The 25,804-nt window shown below is 66.0% G+C and carries 15 protein-coding genes; 4 read left to right on the top strand and 11 right to left on the bottom strand.

Going from position 1 to position 25,804, the window contains the following annotated elements:
• Positions 1–24: 24 nt before the first annotated feature.
• Positions 25–1,032: a DNA cytosine methyltransferase gene (locus JVH1_RS28930; RefSeq protein ID WP_009474369.1), complete on the bottom strand. Its 1,008-nt coding sequence runs from the start codon at positions 1,030–1,032 to the stop codon at positions 25–27.
• A gap of 359 nt (positions 1,033–1,391) precedes the next feature.
• Here JVH1_RS28930 and JVH1_RS28925 point away from each other — a divergent pair, with 359 nt between their 5' ends.
• The 3 genes from JVH1_RS28925 (at position 1,392) to JVH1_RS28915 (ending at position 6,810) form a co-directional block, all read left to right on the top strand.
• A complete protein-coding gene (locus tag JVH1_RS28925) occupies positions 1,392–2,855 on the top strand; it encodes an ATP-binding protein (protein WP_371113055.1) in 1,464 nt (487 codons plus the stop codon).
• A gap of 104 nt (positions 2,856–2,959) precedes the next feature.
• Entirely contained in the window at positions 2,960–6,025 is a 3,066-nt protein-coding gene (locus JVH1_RS28920; protein ID WP_043778587.1) for a Z1 domain-containing protein, read from the top strand.
• 209 nt (positions 6,026–6,234) lie between these two features.
• A complete protein-coding gene (locus tag JVH1_RS28915) occupies positions 6,235–6,810 on the top strand; it encodes a TerD family protein (RefSeq protein WP_009474373.1) in 576 nt (191 codons plus the stop codon).
• A gap of 142 nt (positions 6,811–6,952) precedes the next feature.
• Here the strand turns inward: JVH1_RS28915 and JVH1_RS28910 are convergent, their stop codons facing one another.
• Together JVH1_RS28910 and JVH1_RS28905 are read right to left on the bottom strand one after the other, a co-directional pair.
• Entirely contained in the window at positions 6,953–7,567 is a 615-nt protein-coding gene (locus JVH1_RS28910; protein ID WP_202803478.1) for a hypothetical protein, read from the bottom strand.
• A gap of 151 nt (positions 7,568–7,718) precedes the next feature.
• The gene (locus JVH1_RS28905; RefSeq protein WP_009474375.1) at positions 7,719–8,432 is read right to left on the bottom strand and encodes a hypothetical protein; all 714 of its coding nucleotides are present in this window, start codon (positions 8,430–8,432) and stop codon (positions 7,719–7,721) included.
• A gap of 176 nt (positions 8,433–8,608) precedes the next feature.
• On the opposite strand from JVH1_RS28905, the gene JVH1_RS28900 reads away from it, so the two are divergent.
• Positions 8,609–8,743 carry a hypothetical protein gene (locus tag JVH1_RS28900; RefSeq protein WP_009474376.1) on the top strand — a complete coding sequence of 45 codons (135 nt, stop codon included), beginning with the start codon at positions 8,609–8,611 and terminating at the stop codon, positions 8,741–8,743.
• A 137-nt stretch (positions 8,744–8,880) separates the two neighbouring features.
• Here the strand turns inward: JVH1_RS28900 and JVH1_RS28895 are convergent, their stop codons facing one another.
• The 8 genes from JVH1_RS28895 to JVH1_RS28860 are packed head-to-tail and all read right to left on the bottom strand — an operon-like array spanning position 8,881 to position 25,405.
• The gene (locus JVH1_RS28895; RefSeq protein WP_009474377.1) at positions 8,881–10,050 is read right to left on the bottom strand and encodes a hypothetical protein; all 1,170 of its coding nucleotides are present in this window, start codon (positions 10,048–10,050) and stop codon (positions 8,881–8,883) included.
• On the bottom strand, positions 10,047–11,069 hold the full coding sequence (locus JVH1_RS28890; protein WP_043778589.1) for a hypothetical protein: 1,023 nt from the start codon (positions 11,067–11,069) through the stop codon (positions 10,047–10,049). The genes JVH1_RS28895 and JVH1_RS28890 overlap by 4 nt, the downstream gene beginning before the upstream one ends.
• A gap of 28 nt (positions 11,070–11,097) precedes the next feature.
• Positions 11,098–13,839 (bottom strand): hypothetical protein, encoded by a 2,742-nt coding sequence (locus JVH1_RS28885; RefSeq protein ID WP_009474379.1) that lies wholly within the window; start codon positions 13,837–13,839, stop codon positions 11,098–11,100.
• On the bottom strand, positions 13,836–15,845 hold the full coding sequence (locus JVH1_RS28880) for a hypothetical protein (RefSeq protein ID WP_237735118.1): 2,010 nt from the start codon (positions 15,843–15,845) through the stop codon (positions 13,836–13,838). The genes JVH1_RS28885 and JVH1_RS28880 overlap by 4 nt, the downstream gene beginning before the upstream one ends.
• Positions 15,846–15,859: 14 nt before the next feature.
• Positions 15,860–18,565, bottom strand: a complete 2,706-nt coding sequence (locus tag JVH1_RS28875; protein ID WP_009474381.1) for a hypothetical protein — start codon at positions 18,563–18,565, stop codon at positions 15,860–15,862.
• Between the two features lies 1 nt (position 18,566).
• Entirely contained in the window at positions 18,567–22,142 is a 3,576-nt protein-coding gene (locus JVH1_RS28870) for a tubulin-like doman-containing protein (protein ID WP_009474382.1), read from the bottom strand.
• 48 nt (positions 22,143–22,190) lie between these two features.
• Complete coding sequence (locus tag JVH1_RS28865) at positions 22,191–24,905, bottom strand: vWA domain-containing protein (RefSeq protein ID WP_009474383.1); 2,715 nt, start codon at positions 24,903–24,905, stop codon at positions 22,191–22,193.
• Positions 24,902–25,405 carry a hypothetical protein gene (locus JVH1_RS28860; protein ID WP_237735119.1) on the bottom strand — a complete coding sequence of 168 codons (504 nt, stop codon included), beginning with the start codon at positions 25,403–25,405 and terminating at the stop codon, positions 24,902–24,904. The genes JVH1_RS28865 and JVH1_RS28860 overlap by 4 nt, the downstream gene beginning before the upstream one ends.
• Positions 25,406–25,804: the final 399 nt, after the last annotated feature.

Genomic DNA, 25,804 nt, shown 5'->3' with positions numbered 1-25,804 from the left:
CTTAAGCCCAGTATGTGTCGGCATTCACACGGGTTTGACACTCGCCCCCAAAGTTCCCGCTATGGCCGTTCCGAGTGCACGCGCCAGAGGTGGTGGTACCGCGTTCGCGACCTGGCGATATCGCGCTGTCTTCCGCCCCGCAAAGTGCCAGCTCGTGGGAAACCCCTGGAGTAGAGCCGCTTGGTCGACGGTCAACCTGATCATCCCGCTACGGCCGCCACTCGGTATCCACTGAAAATCGACCGGGGGCACTTCGTCGTCAATAGTGCCGCCATCAACGCCGATCCTTGCCCAAGCTTTCTTCGACCCAGTTGGCCCTAGATCTGCTCCCCCACGTTCCCATGATCCTCCGACCAATGTCGGAGCTAGTCGGTCAGCTTGCCTCGCCCATTCTCTGGCACCATGCCAGCCGCGGGAGGCCATCGAGTCGTGGAGTGTGCACCCCACCGTCAGGTGCGATGCCTGCACTGCGGGCGGCTCGTCGAAAGTGCGCACCAGACCCCCCTTGAATGCAACAAGGAATCCGTGCTTACGGTCCTGAGGAACCCCATAGTCAGCAGCATTGAGGACGAGCCATCGACAGGCGTACCCCAGGTGCGTGAGCTCGTCCTCGATGAAGCTCCGCAGATGCATGTAACTGTCGCTCGTCACCAAATCCGGCACGTTATCGACAAGCAGTGCTCTCGGTTGCACCCCGTGCATCAACATGATGGTCGCCTTCACCAAGTCCACCTCGGTGTTGCTGTCCCGGGTGCGAGCGACCGCCGCTGCCGCCTTCAGACGAGGAAGGCCTGCTGAAAGCAAGTCGACGTCGTAAACCTGCTGATCATCAACCGGATCGAAGTCGAGAAGGTCGGTTTCGCGAACATCCCAGCCAGGACGGTTCTCTCGCAAGGTTGCGCAGGCGACTGGTCTGTTGTCGAGTAGGAGCACCGGATCGAATCCGGCCTGCTCCAGCCCTAGGGCGAGCCCTCCCCCGCCCGCACAGATCTCCAACGACGTGAATCGCTTCCCCGGCTGGTCCCGTTCCAAGCGCCGGCCGTTTCCTTCTGGCAACACCAATTCCCCGCTTACGTCTCTCGAACTACCGACAACTCTTCCGAGCGCTTTCGAGGTTAGTCGACGTACTGACCCACATGATGACGACTCGGCCGACTTTCGTCGACGCGCCGGACTGATTCACGTCTTTCGACTTGTATATTGTTCGATCGACAAGAGCCGCATCATCTTGCATCTACCCCACTCTGCCCGCCGTTGGTGTCGGGGTCCTCCGCTATCGTCTGCCGTGTTCAGATAAAGATCACAGAATTTCAGGGACGGGTATGGCAGGCGACTGGAAGTTCGAAGTCCCAACGGCAGGCACAAAGCACTTACCACCGGACGCACGGTACATGGAAGCGTTGAGCAGCCAGGGTTACGGCTTCGAGGTTGCCATTGCGGATTTGGTCGACAATTCGATCGACGCAGGGGCGAAGGACGTCGTCATTCACTTCCTTAGGGATGGCGACCAGTTGGTCAGTCTCCTCGTCATCGACGACGGCGACGGTATGACGGACGAAGACCTCGATGTGGCGATGACGGTAGGCGGTCAGAGGAACTACGGCGCACAAGCGCTCGGAATGTTTGGCACAGGTTTGAAATCTGCATCCCTGAGCCACGCGTCTTCCGTGACGGTCGTCAGTAAGACGAAGCGCACGCGGCCAGCAGGTCGACGGTGGCTCATGGAACGCGCCATGGCAGATTTCCAATGCGACATTGTCGAGCCCGATTATTCTCAACTATTGATGGACCGTTATGCCAATTGTCCTATTGTCTGGTCTGGCACCGTCATTAGATGGGATGCAGTCAAGAACTTTCCCCAGCACGGCGGCGGCGGCCAGACCGATCGATACCTGCACCGAACGATTAACAAGGTCGGTTTTCATCTGGGCCTCAATTTCCACCGATTCTTGACTCGCGAAAACTTTAATATCACAATTGCAGTAGAAGATGTTGCAACTGGTGTCGAGTACATGAACTTCGGTGTCGTACCGCTAAATCCCTTCGCTTACCCCGTATCCGGTCACCCCGACTACCCGCGCCCATTCGTCGCGGAACTCCCATCGGCGGGGTCCGTGGGCTTCGACGCTCACATCTGGCCGCCGAAATCCACACTCGACGAATACAAGGCAGTCGGGTCCGTCATGGAACGCCAAGGCTTCTACTTCTACCGACACAATCGTCTTGTTCAGGCCGGCGGATGGAACAATTTTCGGCAACCCGACCAACACCTCGCCTTGGCCCGCATCTCCATCGATCTTCCTGACGACTCACGGAATGTTTTCCGACTGAGTGTCAAGAAAGAGGGCGTAGAGATGTCTCCAGAGGTCGTGGCGGCGCTCGAGGATGCACGAGATGGCGACGGCCGGCTCTTCACCGAGTACTTGAAGGATGGCGAGACGGCATATCGCGAGGCTCGCAAGACCTCAGGAACCATCCGCAAACCGGTCATACCACCCGGAAAGGGTATTGACGCCTCGGTGCGCGAGACCATCGAAGAAGAGCTGCCTCTAATTCCCGGAGAAGACCCGATCTCCGTCCGATGGCAGACCCTCGACAACAGCACCTTTTTTGAGCTAGATCGCGAGAATCGAACGATCCACCTGAATCAAAATTACCGAGCGGCAATTCTGGGTGGACGAAAAGGCACGCTCAATGACGCACCCTTGCTCAAATCGCTCATGTACCTGCTCCTACACCCACTCTTCGAGAAGGAGTACAGCGGCAAGCGGGAGAAAGACAACCTGCAATTGTGGCAAGCCGTGATGGTGTCGGCGGCCCGAGCCGAACTCGAGCGTGTAGCAGACGGTGAGTAGTACGAAATCAGCATGAGCTGATGGCCGTGACCGAGCCGGCTGGCACCTTATTACAGCCTTTGCCCCGTAGACCGCTCCGGGAATATAACGATGAGGAACCTCGAATGACCAACGCCGATGCACTGCGGCTCGATCTGCATGGCGCCGCCCTCGCAGACATGCACGGCAGCAAGCCCAAGAGGCTTGTCCGTGCACTCTCTTACCAAGCTGAGGACTTGCCGGCCGAGGCGGCGGAGTACGCCACAGAGAAGGACTTCCAGCAGTACCTGGAATCGGCGCCGACCACCGACCCGCTCATAGAAGCGTGGAGGAAACAGCTCGCTCGGTGGGATTTTGCTGAAACTCCAGTCTGGACATCGGCCGAGGCTCACTCTGACGAACGCCGTCGAAATGTTTACGATCTTCTCGGACTAGAGCCGCGAACCTGCGAGCTACTCACTTCAATCGTGCCCGTATATAAGGTTGCCCCACCGGTCGTCATCAGCACGAAGTTCACGCCGTGGTACACCTCACAGTCACAGCACGGCCGACCTTGGTACTGGCCCGCGTACCGCAAGCTACTTGCCGAAAAGGGCTGGCCGGAACACGCCGTGGCTGGGCTTGACATCGCCTCCGACCGAGTTGTGGAGCGCCTGGCGGACCCCTCCAGTCCGTCTATGTACCAGTCCAAGGGCCTCGTTGTTGGTTACGTCCAGTCGGGCAAGACCGCAAACTTCACAGGCGTAATCGCGAAAGCAGTCGATGCGGGCTATCGACTTGTGATCGTCCTTGGCGGCACTCTCAACCTGCTGCGTGGACAGACCCAAAGACGTCTCGACATGGAGCTCGTTGGCCGAGAGAACATCCTGCGTGGAGCAAGCGAGGATGAGTCCGACTACGCCGACGATCCGGCGTGGGGACAAGGCAAGTTCCTCAAATTCGGGGGCCTACCCTCCGCGTTGGGCGCATTCGATATCGTTCGAATGACCACCCGGGACAACGACTACAAGAGCCTGCTTCAGGGAATTGTGGCCCTCGAATTCGAGAAGCAAGAGCCCGCGCTCCCCCTATACGACGCACGAAATCTCCACCGCTCATCTGCGCGTCTTATGGTTGTCAAGAAGAACAAGACGGTGCTGACCAAATTGGTCAAAGACCTCAACAAGATCAAGACTCCTCTGTCCGAGATTCCGGTCCTGATCATTGATGACGAGTCGGACGAGGCCTCGGTCAACACCGCTGTCCTTGCGAAGCCGGACGCCGAACGTACCGCGATCAATCAGAAGATTTCAGACTTGCTGAAGATGCTGCCCCGCGCGCAGTACGTCGGGTATACGGCGACACCATTCGCGAATGTATTCGTGGACCCCAGCGACACCGAAGACATCTTTCCCAAGGACTTCATCATCTCGCTTCCACGGCCAGACGGCTATATGGGTGCTCCCGACTTCCACGACATGGATTCGGTTGTTCCTGACGATGAACGGAATCCAGCCAACTCCAATGAGAAGGCTCACGTCCGCGACATTCTGGTCGACGGCGACGATGACGACAGATGTTTGCAGCATGCGATGGACATGTTCGTTCTCACTGCCGCCATCAAGCTCTACCGCGAGGACAAGGGAGGCCTAGGCGACCGTCACTTCCAACACCACACCATGCTCATCCATGAGTCCATGCGAACCGACGCGCACCGCGAACTGTTGGGTCGAGTTACGCGGCTGTGGTGGAATGCAGGCTACATGGGTTCGCGTGGGCACGATCGATTGCGTCATCTGTTCGACACGGACGTCGCGCCCGTCTCCGCCGTGCGTGCGGATGGATATTCTGTACCCACCTCCTACGACGAGCTCATACCTTACGTGGGTCCCGCTGCGATACGCATCAGCGGCGACGACCGTCCCATCATCGTCGTCAACGGTGACAAGGACCTCGAAACCGGCGAAGCGGACTTTGACAAACGATCAATTTGGAAGATTCTTATCGGCGGCCAAAAGCTCTCCCGGGGATTCACGGTGGAGGGATTGACCGTCACCTACTTTCGACGCCGTGCCGGAAACGTTTCGACCTTGATGCAGATGGGACGTTGGTTGGGGTTCCGGGATGGATATCGAGATCTCGTGCGGCTCTATCTCGGCCGTTCGGAGACAACCAGCAGCAAAGAGGTCGATCTGTACGAGGCGTTCGAGGCGATCTGCATGGACGAAGAGAGCTTTCGTTCCGAACTGGCTCGATACTCGGTGATGGTCGATGGCCAGCCTCAGATTCTTCCGGCCCAGATCCCTCCCCTCGTGTCGCAGCACCTGGCGTGGCTCAAACCGACGAGTCCGAACAAGATGTTCAACGCGCGCTTGGTAGAGATCGGATCCGCCGGCGAGTGGCGGGAGCCGACCGCATATCCGACCAAAATCGCTGATCTCCGGCACAATACCGCGCTCTGGACACCTCTTCTTGAATCCCTGTCCGAAGTCCCCACCACATTCGCCTATCCATCCGAGAAGGACGGGGCGCGCGGACCACACCTACTCAAGGCGCTCGCCGGTCGCATCTTGGCACCCGAATTCTTCGACCTCGTCATAAAGATGAAATGGCAGGAACCCACCCAGGTCGCGCCCTATCTGACCTATCTCCGTGAGATCACTGCCGAGCGACGGGTTGAGGACTGGATCGTGCTTGCTCCGCAGCATGGTAGTGGCGTCGGCCAGACTGTTGAAATATCCGGCGGTCGGTCGTTCTCGTGGTTCAGTCGAGATCGCCGACGCGGAAACCTGTTTGGCGCGATCAGTGATCCCAAGCACCGGGCTGTCCCGCTGCGCATCGCGACACCCCCGGCTCGGACGGGGAGTGAAGGTGATTTCGAAGCTGATCGGGCCAAGAACTTGCGAGCAATGTCTGACGAGATTAGGCATGCGGTGGGAGAAACGGAGAAACTTGCCGCGGACCGGCGGGGGGTCATTGTAATCTATCCTCTCATTGAGACAGCCGTTCAGAAGAAGTACGATGCCAAGAACCTGACCGGAGTCGAAAGTCTCGTAGTCGATCGAGGCGAGATGGTAATGGCCTTCGCCTTCGTAGCTCCCGCTTCTGCGCGACGTGGTGACAATCGGGTTATTCGATTTACAACCATCGACTCGTCGCTCGAGAATATTCCGATTATCGACGTAATTAGGCGACGATCTGAAATGAAATAGTTCCAAAATCACGTTGATGGTCTGTATTCGAGCACCACCGGGATCAGTTAGATGAGGCCGATCGGGTTCGACGACTGCGCCAAGCAAGGACCTACCAACGCCTGGGCCTTTCGAGACGACACAGCCCGAATGCGGCTATTGTTATGGCGAGCTAAGCAATACGCGGCGGCGACGATCGGTCTCCGTTCGCAGTCTCGAAAGGACTAACCATGGGCGTCACCCTGGCCAAAGGCGGAAACGTTTCGCTGTCGAAGGCGGCACCGAACCTGACAACGGTGTCTGTGGGACTCGGGTGGGATGCGCGTAGCACCACCGGCGCACCCTTCGACCTCGACGCAAGCGCCCTAGCCACCGGCCAGGACCGCAAGGTGCTCTCCGACCTTCACTTCGTGTTCTACAACAACCTCCGCTCCCCCGACGGTTCGATCGAGCACACTGGTGACAACCTCACCGGTGAGGGAGATGGCGACGACGAATCGATCAACGTCGATCTCTCCGCCGTTCCCCCGAATGTCACCAACATCTTTTTCCCCGTATCTATCCATGACGCTGACAGCCGTGGCCAGTCCTTCGGGCAGGTCACCAATGCCTTCATCCGCGTCGTCGACAGCACCACAGGCATTGAACTCGCTCGCTACGACCTCACCGAAGACGCGTCCAGCGAAACCGCGATGCTCTTCGGCGAGGTCTACCGCCACAACGGCGAATGGAAGTTCCGAGCCATCGGTCAGGGCTACGCCTCCGGACTCGCCGGCATCGCACGCGACTACGGCGTCAACATCTGACAACTCCGTCGAGCGCCGGGTTCATCACGCCCGAACGGGCCCCAGCGAGAGGGTGCAACCAAGTGGGCACCTGACTCGCTGGGGCGCTGCGGCCCGAACGCATTCGCGTCGATGCGAGCGTCGTACCATCGGGCAATATCGCTCAGCTGGTCGACAGAGTTAGGCGGGCCTCTTCGCCGTCGCTAATCGACTCGTCGTCGTCCGGCCCGAACTCGGCTTCGAATTCTGCGTCGAGGTCGCCGCGTAAAATATCGTCACTGACTACGTCATCGACAGGTATCGACTTACCGGTCGCTTCCTCGATGAGGGATACAAGCTGACGCTGCCGATCAGCCATGAACGCTTCGAATTCGTCTGACCGAAGCATGTTCGGATTGATCAGGTGACTCGAGAGATACCCATCCATCGTCTCGGCAGCGATGACCGGCGCGTTCCCCTTGCCTCGTTCGAGACCTGCCAGGTAATGCGACGGAGCCTCGCCGCCAATGATTCTGTTGGTCCTGAAAGACAGCGGGGCCTTGTTGATGATCGAGTCATACACGGAAGGCTGGATCCCGTTCGTTTCACACCACTTCTTTGGAAAAATGTGGTGGATGTCCACCTTCTCGCCGAAGAACACCGTGTGGTCGAACTCCTGACCTGATCGAAAGTCCTTCGCGCCCTTCAACATAAGCAGAGCATTCACACCCTTGTACGCCGAGGACAAACGCATCCTCATCGTCTTCAGCCGCTCCGCGCGGAACGATGCATCGAGCACTGTCGGCTCCGGACCTCCGCGCATCCACTCAGCAACCTCGATAAAGTCCTTAGCTGGGACCGGTGCGTTCTGGGTGCCGTGATGCTCTCCAGCTGTCTTGCCGTCGCCTAAGCAGGTAAACGGGAAGCCCTTCGGGCGCTGGGACCAGCGGCTATCCTTCGTCTCTCGCCGTACGCCACATATCTTCCTCAGCCTGCTTGCGGGTCTCAGCCTCCCTCTCCCGCCATCCTGGGTCAGTTTCGTCGAGCGCTTTCGCGTCCTTGCCGGATTCGACCATCACCAATGCCATCCAGACGACGAAGGCAAGTAGCAACCCGAGAAAGAACGCCACGTGGACGAAGATTCCAAGGATCACCGACAACACAGCGATGAACATGGGTGGTGCCGTGACCGAGGTGTCAGAACTTCCGTCACGGCGAGAGGACGGATGCAGGGGAAGGGAGCCGAACGCCGTCACCAGAGGCCACTTCCGCGTTGCCGCCGACTGGAGTCTGTCAGCGAAGAATCGAACCTGCTTCTCGTTGGCAGTCGGCAGGCTCTTGGTGACAACTTCACCATCTGGAGTGACGACCGAGATGTAGATCTTCGACGTGTCCGTCGACTTCTTGGCAGCCCCACCGAGGAGTGCTCCGCCCACACCGGCGACGAGACCGCCGCCGACTACCCTAGTGATCGTGGTGCGCGACGTACTCGTCTGGGCGCCCGTGATCACCTCGGCAGTGATCATGTTGATCGGGTACTCCTTGCCCCTCACCTTGAAGACCGGACCGTCGATCTCGAAGCCCATGTACTTCATGTTGTACTTGTTGACGATGCTCGCCTCCGCGCGGCGCTGGGCATCGCTACGACGGTCGTTCTCTGACATTGTGAGTCCTACTTTCCTTGCGCCCGCGGTGAGGCGTGTGACGGTTCCTCGGCGTATCAAATCAGACAGAAGACGTAGCGATGCAGTGGATCCCGCAACTGCGAGACAAATGTCGGCTATTTGAATGACACTTGGTGTGGTCGACACCTGCCGACTCCCGCAAGGGAACCTGGCCCATGCGGCGTCTTGATGACGCCCTGATCGCTGTGATCAGGAAGAAATTACTCAAAGGAACTCAGGCTCATGGCTTCGCGACCGGGGTGTGGACCCTGGGCCGGGTCGCGATTGTGATCGAGCGGCTCACCGCGTGACCTACGGCCCCACTCAGACGTGGACGACGATCCGAGAAAGAATGGGACGAACGCCAACTCGACGGTCTCATCGGGCAGGTTGAACAGCAAGAACGGCGAATCGTCTGCGTTGTTTGTATCCATGTCGTCTCCCACCACTACACCCACACCCCCCGCTGCGCGAGGATCCAGCGAACCGGGTCGAGGCACCGGAAGGGTGAGATCCCGCTGTCGTGGAGTCGATCTCCGACCGGTGATTCGCCGAGTGCCGAGACGGCGAAGAACCGGCTCGGCAGGGCGTTGCCGGTGGCCGGTTGATCCACCGACATCACCATCGACCGCGCCTCGAGCTTGTCGAGGAGGCTGCGCACCTCTTCGTGCAGCAGCTGGCCGTCGACCTCGTGGTAGGGCGCGCGCTGGAGGCTGGGGTCACGCAGGAAGGCCGCGCCCCGCTGGGACATGATCTCGCTCCAGTCGCTGCCTTCGACGCGCTCGAGTGCTTGCAGCGCATCGAACTTCGACAGCACCACGGCCAGGTTCGGGGTCCCGGATCCGATGATCGACAGCACGGTGCGCAGCACGGACCGCGGGTCGCCGCCCACCCGCTCCTGCGCCGGCACCAGGTCGTGCAGCTGCTGCCGCACCGATTCGACCTTCAGCGGATCGAACATGAACACCACACCGTCGGCCTGCGCGAAGAACTGCATATGCGTCGCATCCACGTTGCCGGGGTTCTCGAGGTCCTCCCCCGCCACATCCCGGATCACGAGGTACTGCCGGGTGTCGTCCCGCAGGCCGGGTCCGAGGCTGAAGATCAGCGGCTCACGCTGATACGGGTTACCCGTGTGTGACGCCGGCGTCGACTCGAGAATGCCCCGCTCCTCGAACAGCGGCCGCTCGTAGTGCTCACGGAAGTTCACCTCGGTCCCACCCGTGGCAGGCTCGACCACCCGGTTCAGCCGCTCCCCCAGCAACTGCAGGGTCTTCACCAAAGCCGCGATGTACACGGTCTTTCCGGTGGCCCGGGCGCCGGCCATCGCGATGCACGCAGCCCGGCCGTCACGCCAGCCGACGGGCAACCGGAAATGGCACTGCGGGCACACCTCCACTACGGGGCCGCCGGCTTTCCCCGTCGCGTAGTCGTCCTCGGGGGCCCAGTCGTCGGCGGCGTCGGCCGGGCGTTGGAGTTCGATGATCTTCCCGGACCGCACGGGGCTGCCGTGGTACTTGGTGGCGACGTCGTCGACCTCGACGTCATTGGGGGCGACAGCCGTCCACGCAAACCGGTCGCCGGTCAGGGCCGTGAAACACCGGGGGCACTTCGTCATCGTCGTACGCCTTCCGAAAACAAGCTCGCCGACACATCGGCCAGAAGCGAGGTCACTATTGCAGAGAGATTCGACAGCTCGGGCTGCGAGCCGGACACGGCAGTCGACGGCACCGCGGTGACGCCGGGCCCACCCTCGGCCGTCTCGCCGACGAGCACGAGGTGACGGATCACCGTGTCGGTGCATTCGCCGGACCAGTCGGCGGGCACCGCGTCGGTCACCGTGAACGCCAGGGTGCGGGTGTCGCGTTCACTCCGGTCGACCGCCGCCGACCGGAACCCCATCCCGAGGGCGGCCGAGTCGAGCTCGGCCTGAACCTGATTCGCGACGTCCCGCAGCTCGGTGACGGGCAGGGTGGTCACCGAATGCCCGATCAGCTGGACCGCCAGCTCCTCGCGGGCGCCCACCACCGCCGCGACCCCGGCGAGGACGTCGATCACCGTGCGGATGCTGCCGTCGTCGATACGCGCCAGCATCGACATGGTGGTGTCGACGTCGACCTCCACATCGAAGCGGCGCGGTTCGGGCAAACGGTCGAGGGCGAGGGCACTGCGCGCGGCCGACCGCGCCCGGGAACCCACGTCGCTGAGCGACACATCCACGGCGGTGCGGCGGGCGGTGATCGCGACCCGCGGCCCCGCCGGGGCGATCGTCGCCAACTCCACCTGGTGCAGCCCCGACACGTCGACGGGGGTGAGCTCGGCACGCTCGGAGTCGAGGTCGCGACTGCTGTCGACGCCGATCGTCACCTGCAGCACCGTCCCGTCGGGGAACGCGGCGCTCTCGCCGTCCGGCCGCGCCACGACGACGATCTCGGAGTCGACCCGCGGCAGGATCAGCAGCCCGACCCGCGGATACAGCGCCGGTTCCGCCGGCCTGCCGTCGGGCAGCGTAGCGCGCACCGCGACGGCCGTCGTGGCCGCGGCCACGGTGACCGCGAGCGGCCGATTGGGCAGTTCGACGCGGCCCGCACCGTTCAGCACATATCCCGACATCAGTTCGATCCCTTTCCCCTGCATGCGTTGCGCATGCGTACTGTCGTCCCGCTCATCGCCGGCCCGACCGTTCGTGAGCGAGCAGCACGAACCCTGATTCGACGTCCTCGAGCCAGCTCGACGCGAACCGCGCATACGCGTCACCGGCCCGGAATCGGTCGCCGACATCGTGGCGTTCCCGCATCTCGGCGCGCAGCGCGGCAGACACCTCGTAGGAGCCGACGGGACCGCGGTAGTCACCGTCACCCATGATGATCGACGCGACCTGCTCGAGCAGCGACCGCCGCGCCTGCGCCGGCCCGACCTGCAGTCGGCACAGCAGGTCGTCACGGCTCAACACCGATTCGATGTGCGGGGCCACCGGCGAGCTGAGGACCGCCGACCGGACCACCCAGTGCTCGTTCAGGGCACCACTTCTCACCAAATCGACCAGAGCGGTGATCGCGAAATCCGAGTCCGCGTCCACCGCGCGCGCCAGAGCGTCGACGTGTTCGGCGGGCATCGTGGGCATGTAGGTGCCGTTGTGCGGCGGGAAGAACTGGAACCCGGCGACAGCGACCACGGCGAGCCGGACGAGCAGATCCGGCGGAAGCTGCGCGGGGCAGGCATCGCCGTAGTCCTTGAGCACCGGCCAGCCGTGCCGTTCGAGTGCGCGTCGGAGCCTCGGGTCGTCGATGCTGTCCCACTGATCCTGTGCCCGGATGAGCGCCCACGACACCGCCAATGCGTCGACCGGGTGCGTGTCGCCGGAGACCGACGTGCCGCCGCGATTCGCGTCGATGTGCTTGACGAGCATCTCCACCTCGGGGCCCCACGGCTCGAGCACGAGAACAGGCAACAGGAAGCGGGGTGCGACGTGATCGGGGAACGCGCCGACGAGTTCGCACCACTGCGCGAGAGTCCAGGGGTAGGCGTCGACGAGCGCATCGATGTCGCTCGACGCCCAGCCGCCCGCACTCGCTTCGTGGAGCGCCCGCCAGAGGGCCAGCAGGGCATAGCCTTCCCACGCCCGCTTGTGGTCCTCGCTGCCGCTCTTCACCACCGAGAACACCGCGTCGGCGACGATGGCACACAGCGGTTCGGCGCTGCGTGACGGTGCGGCGGTCAGTTCGTCGGAGGTCGGTACGCGCACCTCGTCGACGAGCCAGCGCAACACCTCGGGTGCGAGCCGGGCGCCGAGCGGGCGTCCGGCGAAATCCGGGTGCCCTGCCACGGCCGACTGCATCAGCCGATACGTGTCGGTTCCGACGGCGCCGAGCCCGATGACCAGAGCCGGGCCCGCCACGTGATCACACAGGATCGGGACGACGACGCGGTCGAGCAGCTGGGCGGCAAGGTCGTGCCTGGAGTCGCCGACGAGGTGTGCGTGCAGGAGCAGATCGAGCGTCTTCACCGCATCGTGCGCGGCAGCGGCGGGGTCGGCCACCTGACTCAGCTGGAGCGCCGAGAGGATCTTCTCGGCTTCCCGCTCGAGATCCTTCGAATGCGGCCACGTCTCGAACAGGGCGAACTCGGTCGGACCGGAGGCTCGGATCCACTCGCGGTCGGCGAGGGCCCGATACGTGAGAACCCGGCCGGCCACGTCCCACACCACCGGTGCGGGTCCGCCGCCGCGTTGCCACTCCGCGATCACGCGGCAGGCCTCGTCCATGTTCCCGGGCAGGTGTTCGTCCACGACGTGACCGACGACCGCCAGTTCGTCGGGGAACGATGCCAGCGCGTCCGGTGACTGCGCGAGCACGACGGCCGTGGCTTCGGGCAGGGCGTCGTGCAGCGCGGGATTCGCGATCACGGCCATGGCGAGCGGCCAGGCGCCGGCGAGGTCGCGGTCCCCCACCGCGGTGGCCAGGGTGTCCTGGTGGTCGAGTGCGCGTCGGGCGCTGTCGGGATCGACGAGCACGGTCTGCGCGAGCACCGACCACGCCGTGACCGGCACGAGCTGTCCGGTCGCGGTCCGGTGCGGTTCGCCGCCCCACTCGCCGACGTCGGGGGTGTCGGTCTCGCCGAGAACGACGCATCCGGCGATACCGTCCACGGCGTCGCCGGGCGGCACGCATGCCAGATGCACTCCTCGCGACAAGGTGTCGACGACGGTCGAACTCCGGTCCGCGGTGGACCACCCGAATTTCCGTGAGGCACCCGGCGACATGAAATGCGAGACCGCACCGATCCACCGGGCCGCGTTGTCCGAGTCGGCGGACCCCAGCACGACACGAGGGCCACCGTGCATCGCCTGATCCACCGCGTCGAGGAGAACACCGAGCACACCGACGCGCCACGTTCCGGGATCGAGCAGGAAGTCGAGTACGGCTGCGCGATCGATGATTCCGCCGGGTGCGGGCGCGTTGTCGGGGAGTTCGGCGGCCGCGACCGCGTCCGCGCCATACGGTGCGAGCCAGTCGGGCGAACCCCACCGTTCGATGGGGCGGACGGCGTCGTCCGACCCGCGGTCGACGACGACGTGCGCGAAGACGTTGCCGGGACGTCCCGACGCATCGGCACCGGCGGGCGCCGTGTGCCAGTAGCAGCCACCGGTCTCGGTCGGTGCGTAGACCAGGCGCCGCGGTCGGGCCGCGATGTCGGCCGGTGTCGGGAACTGCGGAAGTGCCTGCACGGAGTCGAACCGGGTCGCGACACCGGCGCGCATGAATTCCTGCTCGGCAGCGCTGACGCCGTCGCTGACGTCCTTGACCTGCCAGCCGCCGGCCGCCCGGCCCCGATCGGGAGCGTCGAACGACGTGTAGGTGAGTTGACCGAACCGCGGCGGCCCGGGTGTCTGCTGCGGTGCGCTCATTCCACCGGTCCGGGCGGAACGTCGAGCAGGCGAAGCTGATCGACCGGCGGATCGATCAGCGCGAGAGTCCGGTTGGTCTCCGGCCGCACATCGGCGAAGACGCGCAGGAATCCCACCTTGCCGGTGACGTCGGCCGTCCAGGGCTGACCGAATTCCTTGCGCAGACCGCGCGGGTGGAAGCTCCGGGCACCGGCCGTGGTCTGTCCTTCGCCGCGGACCTCGAGGGGTTCGCCGTCGCGGGCGCTGAGCGGGAGCCGCCCGGCATTGAACACGACGACGAACGGCGGTGCCGTCGGCAGCTCGAGTTCGGACGCGAGCCGGATGACGGCGGTGGCGGCGCTACCGGTCGGTGCGCGCTTGGTCTCCAGTCGGTACTCGATGCGCAGCAGTCCCGAGTACTCCACGGTGGCCGGGATCCCGCCTATTCGTTCACCTGCCGTGTAGGCGACGGGGACGACGTGGACGGAACATCCTCGCGGCGGCAGCGGTTCGGGCAGATGCAGTCCGCCGTCACGGTCGTAGGTCGAGCGGGAGATCTCGGCCATCGGTCGCTGCTCGATCGCGTGCTCGGCGGATATCTCCGGCGCACTGAGGTATACGGATACCGACGCCGCACCCTCCGGCCACGGGAAGGTGAGCACCTGCTCGGAGCAGCGTTCGACGATCCGGACGTCCCGCAGCGGCGGCAGCGGGCGCGTCGCGATGAACGTGCGGCCCACCTGAACCTGCCCGTCGAGCGCGGTCACCGGGGTGAAGTACGCGCGCACCCAGCCCCGTGGCCACGACACATCCGTCATCCGATGTGTGCCGTCCTCACCCGCGACGGCCGGGTGCACCAGCCGCGCGGAACCGGGCAGTCCACCCGACAATTCGAGGGCGTCCGCGGCGACCACCGCGCCGTCGAGACCGGCCCGCGGCGCCGACTCCGTGCGATACAGCACCACGGAGCCGATGCCGGGTGGGGTCCACTGCAGATCGAAGCGCAGGTTGTCGCTGTCCCCGTGGGTGGTGACGTGCAGGTCCTCGACCTCCTCGAGCACCGCCGACACGGCGATCTCGGCCTGCGCGACCGCCGACAGACGGGTGTGCCCGTCCACCTCCACCTCGCAGATCGCGCGGTAGAGGTAGCGCTGCCCGCGGCGGGCGTCGCGATCGACGAACCCGCCGAGATTGGCGTGGTCCGCGAGGATGCGGTGCCGCTGGTCGTTGTCGACCCGGACGCTGCCGTCCAGCGGGATGCGCAGCACGCGGACGGTGCTGACGGTGGGCCAGGCACTCCACTGGCCGATGACGGCGCCCTCGTCCTCCATCACGACGACATCGGTGACCGGGCTGAGGATCTGGCCCTCGGCGATCAGGGCGGGCTGCCGGCGGACGGCGTCCCGCTCGTCGCGTCCGACGTGGCACCAGACCTGCAGGTGCCGCACCGCGGCCGCCGGGGGTTCGGTGTCGACGAGCAGCGTGCCCCGGGTGACGCCGACGAGTCGGCCCCCCTCCGGCTTGTAGGCGCGATGGTTCTCGCCGGACACGACCCGATACAGCACCGTCTGCCCCGCCTGCACCGGCAGGGGCTCCCACTCGAGCAGATGTCCGCCGGTGCGCTCGGTGCTGATCGTCACCGCGCCGACGGGGTGATCCGAGTCGGCGTGCAGGAATTCGCAGAAGTCCTCGGTGCGCAACGACACCACGTGCTCGCTGCCCGGCGCGGGTGCGGCCGGCGGTGGTGGAGCGGCGGGTGCGGTGGGTTCGGACGCGCGGCCGGCGGTCGCCGCGGTCGGTGCCGACGTCAGCACCGCGACGACGTCGTCGACGAACACCTTCGCCTGCCGGGGCAGCATCGGCTCGATCTCCTCGGCGGTGCGCCGGTTCGATCGGAGGATCTGCTGCAGATGCGTGTCCTTGACAACGCCGGGACGCAACCGGCCGTCGGCGATCTGCTGCTGTCGCCACTGCTGCAACGCCGCCAGGGCACCATCGGACACTGCGGGGGAGGCAACCTCGGTCACGGTTCCACTCGCTTTCAGAAGTTGAGGCCGTCGACGACCGGGACGACGAACGGAGTTCGCGCGACGCTGTCGTGGCTGGTGGAAGTCTGCCGGGCCGGACGCAACTCGAATTCGGGAATCTGCTGCATCTCCATCACGTCGGCGCGACGAACGTGGGTCGCACGCAGATCCTCGTCGGACAGTCCGTCGGTGTACTGGGTCGTCACGGCCACGAGCCCGCAGCCGACGCGCACGCGGGTCACCGTCTCACCCGACACCGCGGACAGGCCCTTCGTCGACGCCGTGTCACTGAAGATGGACCGGTCGAAGAACGCGACCCCATCCGACCTCGTGCCGATCCCGGCGACGAATTCGTCGACCCCCACCCGCCTCGGCACGCCGCCGTCGAAGAATTCGACGGTCTCGAGCAGGCCGTGGGCGAGTTCCTCTCGGGTGCCGGTCAATTCGGCGAGTGCCCGCTGCCACAGCACGGCGGCACCGGTCGCACGGATCGTGCCCTGATCGAAGCGCAGCGACCACTCGTCCAGCGCCGAACCGGAACCGGCACCGGGCTTCGCGGCCAGCAGACCCGGGTCCCGGTCGATGTCGTGGCCGGCGGTGCCGAGCGCGGCACCTGCCGAGCCCAGCACCGTGTCCCACGGGTCGGTCAGCCAGCCGACCGTGAACAGGTCGCGGCGCAGGGCCTCGGCCACCCGTTCCACCTGCTCCGGGCTGGGTGTGCCGGATGCGATCGCGGTGTGCCGGGGCAACCCCCAGCCCACGGTCCGGGACGTCGTTCGAGTCTGCTCACTGGCGCCGAGCGGCTCCACGAGGAACGCACCGAGGGCGCGGCTCCACGACAGGAACTGCCGGTAGGCCCCGGTGAGGTGCTCGATCTCCCGCAGTGCGACACGCAGATTGGCCCGATCCGCGGCATCGGCCCGCGCGGCCGCGTCCCGCTCGACCAACAGCCGTTCGAGGAATTGCTGGGTGCGCTGACACACGATGGCCACCACCGCGGCCCAGGCCAGCACGCACACGGCGATCGCCGGGCCACCCCACCACCAGGAGATGATCTCCCGCCATGCGAACACTCCGGCGGCGACGGCGAGCAGCAGGAAGAGCACGGTCGCGATACGCACGCGACGGAACATGTGCGCCTGCTGCTCGGCGCACGCCTCGGCGAGGTCCTGACGCTGCTCCGACGTGTCGAGGCGCTCGAGCAGCACCCGGGACTCGTTGACGGTGGCTTCGAGGCGGCCTGTCAGGATCGACCCGAACGACACCGCGAAACTGCGCTGCTTCCGGCTCCACCACGCGGCCAGGGCGGAACTCGTCCGGCGGGCGTCGAGCCCGATCGTCGGGTCCTGCTCCAGTTCCCGCAGACGATCCCGGGTCTCCGTGACCCCGAGGATGTCTGCCGGCTCGACGGCGTGCAGGCTCAGTGTCGCCGACACCATGCCCGGGATGTCCGTGAACCGATCACCCGGGCCGGGAATGACATCCGCCGCGGTCCGCAAGATGGCCCGATGCGCGCCCACCTGCACCGGCGGCAGTCCCGCGGAACGCTCACTGGCGTCCGACAGCGTGAGGGCGGCGCGGGCGTAGTCGCGCCACAGCGCCGACAGGTCCGGAGTCACCGGCTGCGGGGTGGCACCGGCCGCATCGAGCATCGCGCCGATCTGCTTGGACGCCGCCTCGTAGTCGGTCCACGCGACCTTGTGTCCGTCCGCGTCGACACCGCCCACGACCACCCGATAGGCACCCCGCGTGGAGGATCCGAACAGGGTGGTCTGCGTTGCCGACGCCACCGACGCCGACGCCCGGTTGGCCACCCGCGCGACCCACTGGGCCGGCGCATTCCGCAGCACGGCGAACAGGAAGGAGAAGAACATCCGCAGGGCCTGCACGAATCGGATGGTGCGCGGCTCGACCGCGCCCGGTGCGTCCGCGCGTTCGCCGCTGAGCAGCGCACTGTGCTTGCGCCACAACGCCCGAGCCATCGTCGACGTGGCCGACGCGACGTCGTCGGCATACAGCACGTTGGTGCCGGCGTCGTGCGGCAGCGGCATCAGCCCGCCGAAATCGAGCAGCTCCGAGCGGAGGTCGTGCTCGGCCCGGGCGGTGTCCAGGCGCCGGTAATAGGACCGGACCACGCGCAGCGCGTTGCCGGGGAGCACGGGTTCGTCGTCGAACGGGGCGTGCTGCGCGTCGTTCCACAGCCCGGTCACACCCGCGATCACCGGGGCGGCGTGCCGCCCGACGGCGAGGGGATCCGCTGTTGGCGCGAGGGATTCGTGCCCCATGCCCGGTCCACGCGAGTCCTCGGGGGCGATGAGCAGGTTGTGCCAGCCGGCGAGCGTCGTCGCGCCCCCGTCCTCGGCCCCGGGTCGGCGCAACAGCAGTCGCAACCGGCTGGACCGCGCTCCCCCGGAGTTGGACGTGAGCAGCTCGGAGACGAACCGCACCGACTCGGGATCGACCTGGGTGGCGCCGGCGACCAGAACGCAGATTCGCACCCGGTCGATGCGCCGCGAGGCGAGCACGTCCTGCAGGACCACCGCCGTGTCGCTACCCGCGCTGGTTTCCCGCGCCCGCAGTCGGGTGCTGTCGGCGACCACCGCGGAGTCGTCGATCCACAGGAACGGCGACACCAGTCCGGCCGCGGACAGATCTCGGAGCACGTCCCGCACACCCTGCGCCGGACCGTCCGCGGCGAGGAACACCGTCAACACGCTCATGTCAGAACTGACCGGCGTCGGGGAGGACGAGGGCGTGCGCCATCGCGGTCGGTGCCGCGGCGTGCACCGGAGCGTGGTTCGGCTGCTCCGGTCGCTCCGCGCGCTCCTTGCACTCCTCGATCAGAGTGATCAGTTCGCCCGTCGCCCAGTACACGTCCGGTGCGATGTCGCGGAAGATCGGCGTCTGCGAGGCGTGTTCGCGCAACCCGACCACCGACAGTGCGCCACCTCCGGGTGCCCCGTCCTGACCGGGCTCCATGTAGTGCTCGCCGACGAGGTCGCGGATCTTGGACAGCCAGGCGACGGCATTGCCTGCGCGCTCGGCCACGGAAACGTCCGGTCCGGTGTTCTCCACCTGCGACTGCCATCCCGTGACGGGCACACCCGTGCGCAGCCAGGCGGTCAGCCGCGCCTTCGCGGACACCTCGTGGATGCCGCTGACCGGGTCTTCCGCGGACGAGTCGTAGACCGCCCGCAACGCCCGGTAGGGCAGCATCGAGTGCATGACCGGCGGCTCGTGCGACTGCGCCATCGCCAGCAACACCGATTCGAGCACCGCCGGCAGCCAGTCATTGCTGACCGTGAACCGCGACGGCGGGGTGAGCAGCGGATTCGGGAAATCCACCCAGTCACCGATGCCGGCGTCCCACACCCGGACCGGTTCGTCGTACGGGGCCGCGGGCAACCGCACCTGCCCGATCGCCAACCCGAGGAACCAGCCGGCGGTCATCGCGCGCCGTTCGTCGCGGTGCATCGGCAGCGATGCGGCGAGCGGACGCGACCGGCGCCACCGCCAGAACGACTCCTGCTGCGCCGGGGTCGAATCCGCCCACTGCTTCGCGGCGGGCCCGAGCACGGAGTCGTACGCCAGCGGGGAGTAGTTGGGGTACGAGCCGAAGATGTCGATGCGGGTGAGCCGGTCCTCGTCGGACAGCAGTCGCGCGAACTCCCCCTCCGTCTCGTGGTCGATCATCGGATCCTTCTGCAGCACCTGCGACAGGGTGTCCGCCACCGGCAGGTTGAGGAACGGCACCGACGTGAACTTGTAGCGGTACTCCACCTGCTGTCCCGGGTGCAGGGCCTCGAGCGCCTGCTGGTTGACGCTGGCCAGCGGCCGGGCGAGCGAGAGTGCCTCGGTGAACTTGCGCTGCAGTCGTTCGCGCCGCTCCTCGATCGCATACGCGGGCACGGTGTGATCCTCGATGTACTCGCGGAGCGACACCCGGCAGAACCGGTCGAACGATTCGCCGGTGCGTCCGACGAACTTCCGCGCCCGATCGAGCAACTCGACGGGGCGGACATGCACGTCGTAGCGCGCCGACGACGGCACCAGCGCCTCGCGCGTGTTCGGGTCGATCGGGAACGCCCGCGACCGCCAGGCCGCGGTGCGCTCGACGAGGGAGTGGTCCTCCCCCGGAGCCCGGGTGCCGTCGACCGTCGTCCACAGCCCCGTCACGACGCTCGCGACGGCCTGCTCGACCGCCGCGGCGAACGGCGGCGTCCCGGTCTCGGAGGCCGTGACGGCAAGCGGCAGATCTCCCCGGTACTGATCCATGAAGTCCGCCGACGGGGTGAGCATCACCTCGTTGTTGGCTTCCGCGAACCGCTTCGGCACCCGATCGGCCTTGTCGGCGGGCCACGCGCCATACTGGTCCGTCGCCAGCCGGGCGAGCCCGACATCGCTGGCGGGCTTGTTGCGGGCGCGGCGCAGGGCGGTCTGCTCCTCGTTCAACGCGTCGAGCAGTGGCTGCAGGACCTCCGGCACCAGCGCGGCGATCACCTCGGCGACCTTGCCGGACAGCGACGCATACAGCTGGCGGTAGACGTTGTCGCGGCAGTCGGCGACGATCCGATCGAGGATCTCCGCGTCACTCTCGATGCTGCCCTTGAGGTTGGTGAGCACCTGCGTCGCGTCGGCGGTCTGTGCCGTGATGTCCTCGGGCGCCCGGCGAGACAGATCCTCGGCACCGGTCCGCACCGAATCCTTGCAGTACGTGAGCAGACGGCTGACCAGCGCGGTGGCATACGGGAGACCCAGCTGGGCGATCGACCTGCCGACCGTCCCCTCGATCCGGTCCACCAGACCCTTGTGCCACACGTACGCGTGCGCGACCGCATGCTGCTCGGCCGAACTCGTCAGCGCCTGACGACGGCGTCCCAGCGCCTGCCGGATCTCCGGAACCCACTGTCCCGCCACCAGGCCGGAACCCGACGGGAGATGCCCGCGCAGTTCGAGTTCCACCGTCTGGCCGGCCATACGGTTGGCATCCGTGGACGGCAACACCACGGACGTGAGCCAGGCGCCCACCCCCATCTGCGCGCCCCGCGCGTCGGCGTGCGCGATCGGGAGTCCCATCGCCGCGAGCAGGCTGTTCCACTGACCGTCGAGAATCGAGTTGACCTGATCCTCGTCGGACACCGGGCTACCGGGTGAGCGGTGGCCGTCGAGCAGCCGGTCGACGGCGCTGCGAGCCAGCCGCTGCGCGGAGTACTCGGCGTAACGGTCGCGGCCCATGCTCAGGCTGGAGAAACCGTAGGTTCCCCACGGCAGGTTGTCCCACTGACCGCCCCACCCGATGTTCTCCCGCTGGCCCGGCAGTCCCGCACCGTTGGTCAGGTCGTACTGCACGAACTGACGAGTGGCCGCGCCGCTCATCATCATCCCGGCGAGGCCGCGGGCCAGGCCGCGGTAGATCGCCTTCTGTGAGCCGTCACCGAACGGTGCGCCCTCCACACCGACCTTGCGGCCCACCGGGAACACCCGCGCGAACGGAACCTTCTCGCCCGCCCCGTGCTGCTGCCCGAGTGCGCGCAGGATCTCCACGTCGTGCTCGCGCGCCGAACCGAGCTGGCTGGCGACGATCTCGCCGAGCATCGCCAGCGCGTTGGCCCGGACACCGGTGGTCGCGCTCTTGCCGAGACCGTCGAAGATGTCCGGGGCCACCATGAACACGCCCATCAAACGCGGGTCGAGCCCCGGGATCAGCGTGAGCAGGCGGCACACGTCGAGGGCCATCGACGCACCGGCGCCGCCGGCCATCGACGACACGACGAGCACGATCGGCGACTCGCCCTGCTCGAAGGAACCGCCGCCGGGCACGTTCAGCGAAGACATCTGGCTGGCCGTCTCGACCGTCGACAGCTGATCCCACGCCCGCTGCAGGGTGTCGCGGATTCCGCCGGCCTTGCTCAGAGTGATCATGCGACCGAGTGAGCGGTACTGGCCCGCACCGGATCCGATGGGCACCGTCACCGACGACGGGTCACGAGGTGCCCACGTGGCGATCTCGTCGAGGCTCTGTTTCGAGGTGAGCTGGTTGGTCAGCGCATTGTCCAGCACCGCGTACGAATCACCCTGAGGGCCGCTACCGAAGTAGAAACCGCCCTGATCGCGGACGTTGTCGAGGCCGTCCGGTCCCGCCTCGGGTGCCGTCGGCACGTCGACGCTCACGAACTGCCACCCGCCGGGGATCCGGTCGATGCCCGTCGCCGCGAGATCCGAGCGGAGCTGATCCATCATGTACGCGAGGGTGACAGCGCCGGAACCACCGCAACCGACTACGAGAAACCGCCTCATTACGGTCCTTTCACAGAAGAGAGAGCTAGAAGTCGAGGACGATCCATGTCAGGACCCGGGTGGCCGGAACGGATCGAAGAGGTCGCCGGCGGACGAGCGGGCCGGGGCAGCCGAGCCGCTCGGCGCCGTCCCGCCGAACGTCGGAGCCGCGTCCCAGGCGGGTGCCGCACCGAACGTCGGGGCAGACGGAGCACCGAAGGGGTCGGACGACGAGGGCGCGCTCGGGGTCGTCGCGGTAGGGGTCGTGCCGGGGTGATCGGCCCTCAGGTCGGCCACCCGGCCCGGCAGCTTTCGCACCAGATCGGCGACCAGGCGGCGGTTGCTCTCGTCCGTGGCGTCACCGCCGACGAGCAGCAGCACGGTCGCCAAGTTCGCCGGTCCGTCCGGATCGTGCAGCACCACCCAGTTGTTGTGGATGGCCAGGGGAAGTCGCGCACCGCCCGTGCGCCTGTCGACGCCCGGTTCGGCTCCCGAAGCCGCGACGAGGCCGGGCTGCTGCGCGACCACGTATCCCGGCCCGAACGGCGACAGACCGATCCGCGTCCGCAACTCCACGCCCTCGACATCCAGGCCGCGAGCGGGTTTGTTGAGCCCCCGCACGAGCTGACTCAGGTCGCTCTCCCGGATCCCGAATTCGACACCGTCCCGCAGAACCTGCCCGCCCTCGATGGTGACTCCGACGCGCATCGCCTTGAGCGTCTTCGCCGGAATCCGGGCGGTCCACCACTTGATGCCGTAGAGCACGAGCGGCGGCACTGCGATGCTGACCAGGAGCACCAGCACGAACACGAACCAGAACCGCCCGCTGTTGAGCGGCTTCTGCAGCTCAGCGGTGAACGGGACGGTGATCGGCAGGGCGCGGTCGGGCTCGCCGGGAGGGGACATCATCAGCGGAATCGACCCGTTGAGGGAGCCGTTGCCGGCTGCCGGAACAGACAGGTCGACGGGAAGATTCGCCTGCTGGCCCTCACCGATCTCGAGGCAGTCTGCGGCGGACGGCGCGGTGCCGGCGGAGACACCGACGTCACCGACTCCGTCGGGCACGGCGTCGAGCGCGACCGGTGCAGCCTGGTCGAACCACACGCAACCGGGCCCGGTGATCGGGATAGTCGCGGCGAACTGGCCGGCGCCTTCGACGGTGCCGAAGTCGACCTTCGACGGCACGACGGGGTAGCCGATCGGCGGAGACACCGTGAGCGGGACATCGACGAACTGCGGTGTCAACGTCGTGCCCGGGGCGATGACGTCACCGGACGCGGATCGGGCGTCGGCCGTCGTCACATCGAGCGTGAGCCGCAGTGTCGCCGCTCCCGGCGGAACCTGGGTGAAATCGAGTTCGACCGGATCGCCGATGCGCTCCTTGGCAATCCGATCGACCAACGGGTGATCGACATTTCCCGCATCGGTCAGCGACACCGACAGGGCGGCGCTACCCAGCAGAGCCGAGGGGTCGATCTCGTTCCGGTCGGAGTCGACGATTCCCAGGCGGATGGCGGACGTCTTCTCGCCGCTGTGCACGGCTGTCGTATCCATGCCGAGCCAGGCCGGGAACAGATTGCCCGAGATGTGGATGTTCGTCTTGGAGCGGGCCAGCGGGCTGGAGCCGTCCGGATCGACGAACACGAGTGCCCACATGCCCTGCCACTGGGCGGAATCGTTGGACTTGGTCATCGTGAAGCTGACCGAGCGAGGCGACATCCACCGGTACGCCACCTGGGCGCCGTCCAGGGTCGCGGTCCTGGGTGCGCCTTCGCGGTCGAGTGCGAGCTGCGCACCGCTCGGAGCGACCAGGGTCGGGATCAGCCCCTCCGCGTCGGCCGAGCCGAGCACGGTGACCGAGCTGATCGAGTCGTCGAGCACGAAACGGTGCTGCGCCTCCTCGCACACACTCACCACGCAGACACCCGTCTCGCCCTCGATCGGGGCCTGACCGGGTGTGCTGAACGCGTCGAACGCAAACAAGAGGTCGTCGATGTTCTGTGCGAGGTAGAAGTCGCCGGGTGAGGGTGACGTGGTCTTTCCGCACGCCCTGTCGCCGCCGGTCGCGATCGACCGCATCAGGTCGAAGTCGCTGGGCTGCGCGGTCCCCGCGGCGAGGCCCACCGCGAACGTGACGATCCCCGACGAGCGCAGCTGATCGGCGATGCCGGCGGGACGACAGATCGATTCCCGGGCGGCCGCCACCACCTGTTGGACGCCCTGATCACTACCCAGGGAAACTCCCTGCGCGTAGGGCTTCTCGGCGTCGCGGACGGTGAAGTCCAGCTTTCCGTCGGAGAACCACGCCACCGCCTGGCAGCGGTTGGCCTCCGATTGGCCGTCGCGTTCCGCGAGCGTGCGGCGGGCACCGTCGAGCGCGTTCCAGTAGTCGGTATCGATGCCGTCCGTGCGAGTACGGAACCTCTCGACCTCGCCCTGCAGGGCGGGCAGCGAACCGTCGTCGAGTCGGGTCCACGGTGCGTGGACAATGAAATTTTCGGAGAATCCCGCGATCGCGACGTTGAGCTCCACACCCGCGGACCCGCCGAACGTGTTGAGCTGTTCGAGCAGGTAGTTGGCCGCAGACACGCGCGCCGCGTCGGGGTCGGAACCCTGGAGGCTGCCGGATTGATCGACCATGAGCAGCAGGTCGCCCTGTTGCTGCGAGGCGAGACAGCCACCGAAGTCTCCGACCGCTGCGGTCGTCGGGGCCGCCGACGCGGACGGGATCGCCAGCATCAGGTGCACGAGCGTCATGGCCGCGAGGGCGGCTACCTTCTTCACAGTCGACCCGCCCATTCCGCAATGTGCCACGCGCTCGCCACGATTCCCGCCCCCGCGAGGGCGACGACCACCCAATACCCCCGCTGGGCGGCCTTCGATCGGGCGTAGACGGGCTTCGCCCGCTGCGCCGTGTCGAGCACGGTGAACCGTGAGAGGAACACGAACGCGAATCCTCCCGCCAGCCCCCAGGCGAGGAAGGCGACGGCCGTGAACGAACCCGCCGTGATCGCAAGGATCAACCCCGCCGCGGCCGCCACTGCGGCCAGTGCGAGCCAGATGACAGGGGGCTTACCCTGCGCGATCGCGCCGCCGGGTCGCTGACTCTGTGCTGCAGCGAAGGGCTCCGCCGCCGCGGTCGGCGCGAACGCGGAGGGCTGATATGCGAAGGGGTCGGCGGACGCCGAGCCGAACTGATTTGCAGCCGGCCACGACGAGGCCGAGTCGGTGGACCCGCGATCACGCGAGGTGTCGTAATCGCTGAAGTCGAAGGGATTGGTCATCGAGGCACGGATTTCTCTCGCGGTAGGGCGCAGACGCACAGGGAAGCAGGTCTGGTGATCGAACATTCCATCGCGACATTGCGACGAGCGTTACAAGAGCGATGATGAAACAATAAGCGGCACAGCGCGTTGCAGATACCACTGCCGAAGGCATCGCCCGGCGGACGGCACGTCGGCCACATCCGAATCGGCGGCGTCGATCACGCGCGCCCGTCCCCCTCATTTCCTTGAACGTTGAACTATGCTGCTGAAATTACACCCCGCCCCCGACACGTTTCTCGACCGACGCGGGTTAGGCGACGAGATTCATTCAGACGAATGACAAAACCACCCGCTTTCGGTCGACAGTCCACCCCGAGCGCGTTAGTTGAAACTAGTACCAGACAAACCCGACGTAAC

The sequence above is a fragment of the Rhodococcus sp. JVH1 genome, assembly GCF_000280725.2.
Lineage (GTDB): Bacteria > Actinomycetota > Actinomycetes > Mycobacteriales > Mycobacteriaceae > Rhodococcus_F > Rhodococcus_F jostii_A.
This window is presented reverse-complemented; position numbering and strand designations above follow the sequence as displayed.

Excerpts from the sequence above, each read along its gene's own strand:
- JVH1_RS28915 (WP_009474373.1), top strand. The coding sequence starts at position 6,235 with ATGGGCGTCACCCTGGCCAAAGGCGGAAACGTTTCGCTGTCGAAGGCG.
- JVH1_RS28870 (WP_009474382.1), bottom strand. The coding sequence starts at position 22,142 with ATGAGGCGGTTTCTCGTAGTCGGTTGCGGTGGTTCCGGCGCTGTCACC.
- JVH1_RS28860 (WP_237735119.1), bottom strand. The coding sequence starts at position 25,405 with ATGACCAATCCCTTCGACTTCAGCGATTACGACACCTCGCGTGATCGC.
- JVH1_RS28885 (WP_009474379.1), bottom strand. The coding sequence starts at position 13,839 with ATGAGCGCACCGCAGCAGACACCCGGGCCGCCGCGGTTCGGTCAACTC.
- JVH1_RS28875 (WP_009474381.1), bottom strand. The coding sequence starts at position 18,565 with ATGAGCGTGTTGACGGTGTTCCTCGCCGCGGACGGTCCGGCGCAGGGT.
- JVH1_RS28905 (WP_009474375.1), bottom strand. The coding sequence starts at position 8,432 with ATGTCAGAGAACGACCGTCGTAGCGATGCCCAGCGCCGCGCGGAGGCG.
- JVH1_RS28900 (WP_009474376.1), top strand. The coding sequence starts at position 8,609 with ATGCGGCGTCTTGATGACGCCCTGATCGCTGTGATCAGGAAGAAATTA.
- JVH1_RS28890 (WP_043778589.1), bottom strand. The coding sequence starts at position 11,069 with ATGCAGGGGAAAGGGATCGAACTGATGTCGGGATATGTGCTGAACGGT.
- JVH1_RS28920 (WP_043778587.1), top strand. The coding sequence starts at position 2,960 with ATGACCAACGCCGATGCACTGCGGCTCGATCTGCATGGCGCCGCCCTC.
- JVH1_RS28925 (WP_371113055.1), top strand. The coding sequence starts at position 1,392 with ATGGAAGCGTTGAGCAGCCAGGGTTACGGCTTCGAGGTTGCCATTGCG.
- JVH1_RS28895 (WP_009474377.1), bottom strand. The coding sequence starts at position 10,050 with ATGACGAAGTGCCCCCGGTGTTTCACGGCCCTGACCGGCGACCGGTTT.